This is a genomic window from Burkholderia sp. Ac-20384, from assembly GCF_017104605.1.
GTDB classification, from domain to species: domain Bacteria; phylum Pseudomonadota; class Gammaproteobacteria; order Burkholderiales; family Burkholderiaceae; genus Burkholderia; species Burkholderia lata.
In genome coordinates this window covers 1-7,396 of sequence record NZ_JAAGPE010000384.1, presented here as the reverse complement: position 1 = coordinate 7,396, position 7,396 = coordinate 1, and the positions used below count along the sequence as shown (strand labels likewise).

Annotated in this window: 6 protein-coding genes; 3 read left to right on the top strand and 3 right to left on the bottom strand. The window is 67.7% G+C overall.

What is annotated here, in order from left to right; genetic code table 11:
• The first annotated feature begins 115 nt into the window (after nt 1-115).
• Complete coding sequence (locus G3O00_RS37775; protein WP_174932583.1) at nt 116-1,630, top strand: cytosine permease; 1,515 nt, start codon at nt 116-118, stop codon at nt 1,628-1,630.
• Nucleotides 1,631-1,826: 196 nt separating this feature from the next.
• Here the strand turns inward: G3O00_RS37775 and G3O00_RS37770 are convergent, their stop codons facing one another.
• The 3 genes from G3O00_RS37770 to G3O00_RS37760 all read right to left on the bottom strand — a co-directional run bounded on the left by G3O00_RS37770 (nt 1,827) and on the right by G3O00_RS37760 (nt 4,285).
• On the bottom strand, nt 1,827-2,582 hold the full coding sequence (locus G3O00_RS37770; protein WP_206146060.1) for a glucose 1-dehydrogenase: 756 nt from the start codon (nt 2,580-2,582) through the stop codon (nt 1,827-1,829).
• Between the two features lie 39 nt (nt 2,583-2,621).
• Nucleotides 2,622-3,158, bottom strand: a complete 537-nt coding sequence (locus G3O00_RS37765) for a VOC family protein (protein ID WP_206146059.1) — start codon at nt 3,156-3,158, stop codon at nt 2,622-2,624.
• 209 nt (nt 3,159-3,367) lie between these two features.
• Nucleotides 3,368-4,285, bottom strand: a complete 918-nt coding sequence (locus tag G3O00_RS37760; protein ID WP_206146058.1) for a LysR family transcriptional regulator — start codon at nt 4,283-4,285, stop codon at nt 3,368-3,370.
• A 296-nt stretch (nt 4,286-4,581) separates the two neighbouring features.
• Here G3O00_RS37760 and G3O00_RS37755 point away from each other — a divergent pair, with 296 nt between their 5' ends.
• Both G3O00_RS37755 and G3O00_RS37750 read left to right on the top strand, forming a co-directional pair.
• Nucleotides 4,582-5,898, top strand: coding sequence for an MFS transporter (locus G3O00_RS37755; RefSeq protein WP_206146057.1), 1,317 nt, complete (start codon nt 4,582-4,584; stop codon nt 5,896-5,898).
• A 156-nt stretch (nt 5,899-6,054) separates the two neighbouring features.
• The gene (locus G3O00_RS37750; RefSeq protein ID WP_206146056.1) at nt 6,055-7,305 is read left to right on the top strand and encodes an MFS transporter; all 1,251 of its coding nucleotides are present in this window, start codon (nt 6,055-6,057) and stop codon (nt 7,303-7,305) included.
• Nucleotides 7,306-7,396 lie beyond the last annotated feature (91 nt).

Genomic DNA, 7,396 nt, shown 5'->3' with positions numbered 1-7,396 from the left:
GAATGCGTGATATTTGCGCCGCGCGATCCGGTTTAGAGTGGCCGCGAATCGATGACGATGTGTCGTATCGCCGCAGTCCCGGGCAGTACAGACGCACCAGAGGAGTAGGAGACAAATGAGTGAAGGCAGGATTACGCAGGTCGAGTCGTTCGGTTTCGAGCGCATTCCCGATGCATCGCGCTATGCGCGACCGATCGATCTGTTCAGGTTGCTGTTCGGCGGCTGCAATACATTTTCTACATCGGTGCTCGGCAGCTTTCCCGTGCTGGTCGGGCTGTCGTTCAAGGCGGGTGTCTGCGCGATCGTGCTCGGCGTGCTCGCCGGCACCTGCATCCTCGCGCCGATGAGCCTGTTCGGCCCGCGCAACGGTACGAGCGACCCCGTGTCGTCCGGCGCGCATTTCGGCATCCACGGCCGGATCGTCGGCTCGTTCCTCGCGCTGCTCACGTCGATCGCGTTCTTCTCGCTCGCGGTGTGGAGCTCGGGCGACGCGCTCGTCGGCGGTGCGCACAACATGGTCGGCGTGCCCGTCAACGGCTTCACGCTCGGCGCGGCTTACATGGTGTTCGCGGTGCTCGTGCTGATCGTCTGCATCTACGGCTTCCGCTTCATGTTGTGGGTCAACAAGATCGCCGTGTGGGCCGCGAGCGTGCTGTTCGTCGCCGGCCTGTTCGCGTTCGCCGGCCTGTTCGACATGAACTATGCCGGCACGGTGCAGCAGGGCAGCGCGGGCTTCTGGGCCGCGTTCGTCGGCGCGGTGCTGGTGGCGCTGAGCAACCCGGTCTCGTTCGCGTCGACCCTCGGCGACTGGGCGCGCTACATCCCGCAGAACACGCCGAAACATCGCGTGATGGGCGCCGTGTTCGCCGCGCAGATCGCGACCTTCGTGCCGTTCTTCTTCGGCCTCGCGACCGCGACGATCATCGCGACGAAGGCGCCCGCGTTCATCGCGTCGAACGACTACGTCGGCGGGCTGCTCGCGATCTCGCCACGCTGGTTCCTGCTGCCGATGTGCCTGATCGCGATCATCGGCGGGATGTCGACCGGCACGACCGCGTTGTACGGCACCGGCCTCGACGTATCGAGCATGTTCCCGCGCCTGCTGAACCGCGTGCGTGCGACGCTGCTGATCGGCACGATCGCGATCGCATTCATCTTCGTCGGCCGCTTCTGGTTCAACCTCGTCGAAAGCGTCGCGACGTTCTCGACGCTGATCGATACGTTCAGCTGCCCGTGGATGGCGATCATGGTGATCGGCTACGTGACCCGGCGCGGCTACTATCTCGCGGATGACCTGCAGGTGTTCAACCGCGGGCTGCGCGGCGGCCACTACTGGTTCACGCATGGCTGGAACGTGCGCGCGATGGGCGCGTGGCTGCCGGCCGCGTTCGTCGGTCTGTCGTTCGTGAACCTGCCGGGCCAGTTCGTCGGGCCGCTCGGCAACCTCGCGGGCGGGCTCGACCTGAGCGTGCCGGTGTCGCTGCTGGTGGGCGGGGTGCTGTATTTCGTGCTGCTGACGCTGTATCCGGAACCGGATGGCGTGTACGGTCCGCGCGGGCGACGCTTCGTGCGCGGCGGCATGCAGGTGGCGCGCGGCAATGGCGCACCGGCGATCCAGCCGAAGGGGTAAAAGCGGCGCGTGGTGCGTTGCTCCGTAAATGACGATGCCGCCGCGCGGGAGAGCCGCCGGTGGCATTGTCGTTTGCGGGCGTGTGGTTGCCTGAGGGGGGCGGCCGTACTTTCCATGCGGCGGGCCGCAAATGCCGACGAAAGCGAAAACGAAAACGCCCGCCGGGTTGGCGGGCGTGCGTTGACCTGGATGCGAGTTAGTGGAACGAACTGCCAGCGAGCATCCCGCCGTCGACGATGAATTCCGATCCCGTGCAATAAGCGGATTCGTCGGACGCGAGGAACAGCACGAGGCTCGCCACTTCGTCCGGCTTGCCGATGCGTGCGATCGGCAGGCCGCTGTAGATCGACGACGGATCGAAGTCCGCGAATTCGGGCGGGCGCGCCATCACCGTATCGATGCCGCCCGGGTGCACCGAGTTCACGCGAATACCGTAGCGGCCGAATTCGAGCGCGGCGGCCTTCGTCATCCCGCGCACCGCGAACTTGCTCGATACGTATGCGCTGCCGCCCGCGACGCCTTCCATCCCGGCCGTCGACGACACGTTGACGATCGAGCCGCCGCCCGCCGCCTTCAGCGCGCCAAGCGCCGACTTCATGCCGAGCCAGCAGCCGACCTGGTTCACGTCGATCACCTTGCGATAGTCGTCGAGCGAGCATGCTTCGATCGGCACGAGCTTCAGGATCGCCGCGTTGTTCACGAGGATGTCGAGCCGGCCGAACTGCGCGAGTGTCGCATCGACGGCAGTCTGCCAGTCGGCTTCGAGGGTCACGTCGAGATGCTGGAAACGTGCTGCGTCGCCGAGTTCGGCCGCGACACGCTGGCCGGCTTCGTCCAGCACGTCGGCGATCACCACGCGTGCGCCTTCGGCCACGAACCTGCGCGCTTCCGCTTCGCCCTGGCCGCGGGCACCGCCCGTGATCAGCGCCACCTTGCCTTCGAGTCGTTTCATGCTGTTGCTCCTGTGAGTGAGAGGGGCGCGCGCGGCCGCCTACGCGGAGGCGGCCGCCGCGTCGATGATGCGAACCGGATCGGCGCCTTCCCATGCGCGGGCTTCGGCGATGCCGTGCGCGATCATGTCGCGCATGCCGGCGCCTTCGATCACTTCGACGCGCACGCCGGGATCGTCGGCGTCGTCGAGATACGCGACGCGCGTGGCCGGGTTGCGTGCGTCGAACACGACACGCAGGCCGCGGGCCGTGAGCTGCGCGAGCGCGGCATCGAGATCGTCGACGACCCACGCGACGTGATGCAGCCCGACGAGCGGCTGCCTGTGCGCATCGCGGTACGGCGAGGGCGCGTCGTTCGTCACGTGAATCAGTTCGATCTGCAGATCGCCGCGATACGCGAGCCCGACGTCCATCGTGACCGTCACGGGTTCGCCGAGATGCGTGCCGTCGAGGCGCACGTTGCGGAATACGGTCCACGGGCCGACGTCGTGGCGTGCGCGCCAGCGCGCGATGCTGCGGTCGAGGTCGGCGACCACGTAGCCGATCTGGTCGATGGGGCCGAGTACAGGGTCGTTCATGGCGTCTCCGTGGCGGACGCACGTGTGCGTGCCGCGCGATGATTGACGGCCATGATCGCAACAAAGCGCGCGCCGCGTGCCGTCCAAACGGATGAGTGCGCGCGCTTTGTCGTAGCGTGACGGGGGAGCAGGCGCGCCAGGGGCGCGACGATGCAGGTGTGCGAAGCCGAACGGAGAAGGGACGCGCTGTCGGCCGGGCGATCCGCGCGCTAACGCGCGTTCGGCCCCTTGACCGTCAGCCGGCACACGGTTGCGAGTGCGAGCAGGTTCGGGTCGCGTTCGCGCCGGTGCAGGAAGCTCAAGCCGATCGTCTGGCGGATCGTGGGCCCGGCGAGCGGCACGAGCGCGATCTTGTGCGCGAACAGGTCGCGCACGCGGCCGGGCAGCAGCGAACAGCCGACGCCGCCCGACACGAGGTTGATCAGCGAGAAGATGTCGCCCACCCGCATCACGACGTTCGGCGTGACGCCGGCCGAACGAAACGCTTCCGTGAAGCCATGATGCGTCGCGAAGCCTTCGCCGAGCGACACGAACGGCGCGTCGCCGCACGCGCACAGATCGATCGCGCCGTGCCGCGCGTACGGCGAGTCGATCGGTGCGGCGAAGAACATCTCGTCCTCGAACAGCGCGATCGATTCGATCTCGGCGTCCGGTTCGGGCAGCGCCATCAGCGTCGCGTCGATCGCGCCTTGCCGGAGCTTGTCGAGCAGGTCGGCGTTCGAGCCGAGCACGAGCTCGGCCTGCAGCTCGGGGCGGCGCTCCTTCAACGCGATCACGACTTCGGGCACGGTGCGGATCGTCAGCGAGTAGAGCGAACCGATCTTCAACTGGCCGGCGCCGTAGCCGGCCGCCTCGCGCGTCGAGCGGATCCCGTCCGTCATCGTCTTGAGCACCTCGCCCGCGACTTCGGCGAGCACCTGCGCGGCGTCGGTCGGAATCAGGTTCCGCCCCTCGTGGCGAAACAGCGCGCAGTGCATCCCTTCCTCGAGCGTGTGCAGCGCGCGATGCACGCTGACCGTGCTGACGCCCAGCGCCTCGGCGGCCTTCGCGAGACTGCCGGCTTCCATGAAGGCGAGCAGCACCTCGAGCTTGCGGAACGTGATCTCTTCGTTGATGCGGTTGCGCATGGTGCGGACGACGGGAAGGGCGGCCGACGATTCTGCCGCAGAACCGGGGTTGCAACAATGCGCGAATTTCCGGGGTTTTCGCATGGCGGAGCCCGGCGGGGAAACATTTAATCTCCGGCTAATCATCTGCCGCGGGCATTAATTGATGCGGGTTTTCGGCGTCCCTATGATCGTCTTACGCCGATGGTGCGGGCCCGTGCCTCACCGGCCGGCGATACGAACAGCCGGTTCGCCCATGCCAGCCAAGGAACGCGGCATGCATGCGGCGCGGCGCCATGAGACAGCAGGAGACAAGCATGCGCGACTCACGTCGGAACTCGCGGCATCGGCAGGTGGTTGCCGCTGTCGTCGGCAACACCCTCGAGTGGTACGACTTCATCGTTTACGGTTTCTTCTCCGGCATCATCGCGCGGCTGTTCTTTCCCGCAGAGAGCCAGTACGCATCGCTGCTGATGTCGCTCGCGACCTTCGGCGTCGGCTTCTTCATGCGCCCGGTGGGCGGCATCCTGCTCGGGCTCTATGCGGACCGCAAGGGCCGCAAGGCCGCGATGCAGCTCATCATCTTCCTGATGACGCTGTCGATCGCGCTGATCACGTTCGCGCCGTCGTACGCGGCAATCGGCCCGGCGGCGCCGGTCCTGATCGTCGTCGCGCGGCTGCTGCAGGGCTTCGCCACCGGCGGCGAATACGCGAGCGCGACCGCGTTCCTCGTGGAAAGCGCGCCGGAAAACCGGCGCGGGCTGTACGGATCGTGGCAACTGATCGGCCAGTGTCTCGCGGTGTTCTCGGGCGCCGCGATGGGCGCGTGGGCCACGCAGTCGCTGTCGGAGGCGGCGCTGCATAGCTGGGGCTGGCGCGTGCCGTTCGCGCTCGGGCTGCTGATCGGGCCGGTCGGCCTGTGGATCCGCCGGCACATGGAGGAGACCGAGGCGTTCCTCGACGCGAGCAAGTCGACCGTCGAGCCGCCGGCGAGCGTGTCGGGCGTGCTGCGCGACAACCTGCGCGGCGTGCTGGTGTCGATGGGGCAGACCATCACCGGAACGGCCGTGTTCTACGTGATGCTCGTCAACATGCCGACGTTCGTGCACAAGACCTTCGGGCTGCCGCTCGACCAGGTATTCAAGGTGCAGATGGCGGCGGTTGCGCTGCTGACGGTGACGATCCCGTTCGCGGCGCTCGTGTCCGACCGCATCGGCCGGCGGCCCGTGCTGATCGCCGGCACGCTGGCGCTGCTGACGGTCACGTATCCGCTGTTCACGTGGCTGGCCGCCGCGCCGGGCATCGGGCGCCTGCTCGTGATGCAGCTCGTGATCTGCACGATCATCGGCATCTGCTACGGGCCCGCGCCGACCACGCTCGCCGAGCAGTTCGCGACGCGTTCGCGCTCGACCGGCATCGCGCTCGCCTACAACGTCGCGGTGATGGTGTTCGGCGGCTTCGCGCCGTTCATCGTCACGTGGCTGACGCACGCGAGCGGGTCGCCTGTCGCACCCACATGGTATGTGCTGTTCGCGGCATCGTTCGGGCTGCTCGCGAGCGTGTTCATGCACGACGGCGCGCCGTGCGTGCTCGCACGCCGGCAGTTTCAGGGCGAGCCGGTGAGCGCCAAGTAGCGGCCGTGGCCCGCTGCCCGCACCGGCGAGCCATCGGCCCGGGCGGCAGGCAGGGTATCGGTCCTGCCGATGCTTAGCATCGCGGGCGGCGGCCTACCGCGGCCGCCGTCCGGTCATTACGCTTGGGCGATCATCCACTCTGTCCGGAAGGTCGCCATGTCCCGGCTCGACTACAAGTTGCTCGGCCCCTGCCTGCTCGCCATCGCGATCGACGCGATGGGATTCGGGCTCGTGTATCCGATGATGTCCGCGATCTTCAGCGATCCGCACGCGGGCATCCTGCCGGCCGACGCCGGCGCGCATGCGCGCAATTTCTACCTGGGTCTCGGCTACGGGGTCTACCCGTTGTGCATGTTCTTCGGCTCGTCGCTGATGGGCGACCTGTCGGATCGCTACGGCCGCCGCAGGATCCTGCTGCTGTGCGTGCTCGGTCTCGCGGCCGGCTACGCGATGATGGCGGCCGGCGCGTGGCATGCGAGCGTCGCGCTGCTGCTGGCCGGCCGTGGGCTCACAGGCTTGATGGCCGGCTGCCAGGGCATCGCGCAGGCGGCGATCACCGACCTGAGTACGCCGGAGAACAAGGCGTACAACATGAGCATCATGTCGCTCGCATTCAGCGCGGGCGTGATCGTCGGCCCCGTGCTCGGCGGCGTGACGTCCGACCGCTCGATTTCGCCGCTGTTCGACTACGGCACGCCGTTCGTATTGGTCGCCGCGCTGTCGCTGGTCTGCGCGTTCTGGACCTGGGCGTCGTATCGCGATTCGGCCGCACCGCGCGGCGACACGCGCATCGATCCGCTGCTGCCGCTGCGGATCATCGGGGAGGCCGCCCGCCAGCGCAACGTCGCGTTCCTGTCGGTGGTGTTCTTCCTGATGCAGGTCGGCTACGGGCTCTACCTGCAGACCATCATGCTGCTGCTGCAGGCGAAATTCGGCTACACGAGTGCACGGCTCGGGCTGTTCAGCGGCGTAATCGGGCTCTGCTTCGTGTTCGGGCTGCTGTTCGTCGTGCGGCTGATGCTGCGTGTGTGGCGTGTGGTCGACATCGCGAAGGCGGGCCTGCTCGTCGCGGGCATCGGCCAGGTCCTGTCCGCGCTGTTCCCGCACGAGCCGGTGCTGTGGGCGCTCGCGATGGTCGTCGGCTGCTTCGACATGGTCGCGTATACGACGATGTACACGGCGTTTTCCGATGCGGTCAGCGAGGACAGGCAAGGCTGGGCGCTCGGCGTCGCGGGTTCGGTGATGGCCGTCGCGTGGGTCGTCACGGGCGCGCTCACGAACCTGCTGCCCGTGTTAGGCGAGATCGGCCTGCTGCTGATCGGTGGCGTGGGCTTCCTGCTCAGCTTCGCGATGATGGTCGCGTACGGCCGCACGCAGCCGGGTGCGCGAACCGCCGCGCTGTCGTAGGCGGTTGGCACGTTGGCCCGATCCTGTCGGACGTTGTCCCGCGCGCCGCTGTCGCGCCAGGCCGCGCGGCCCGACACTGGCGCCTCGCGTC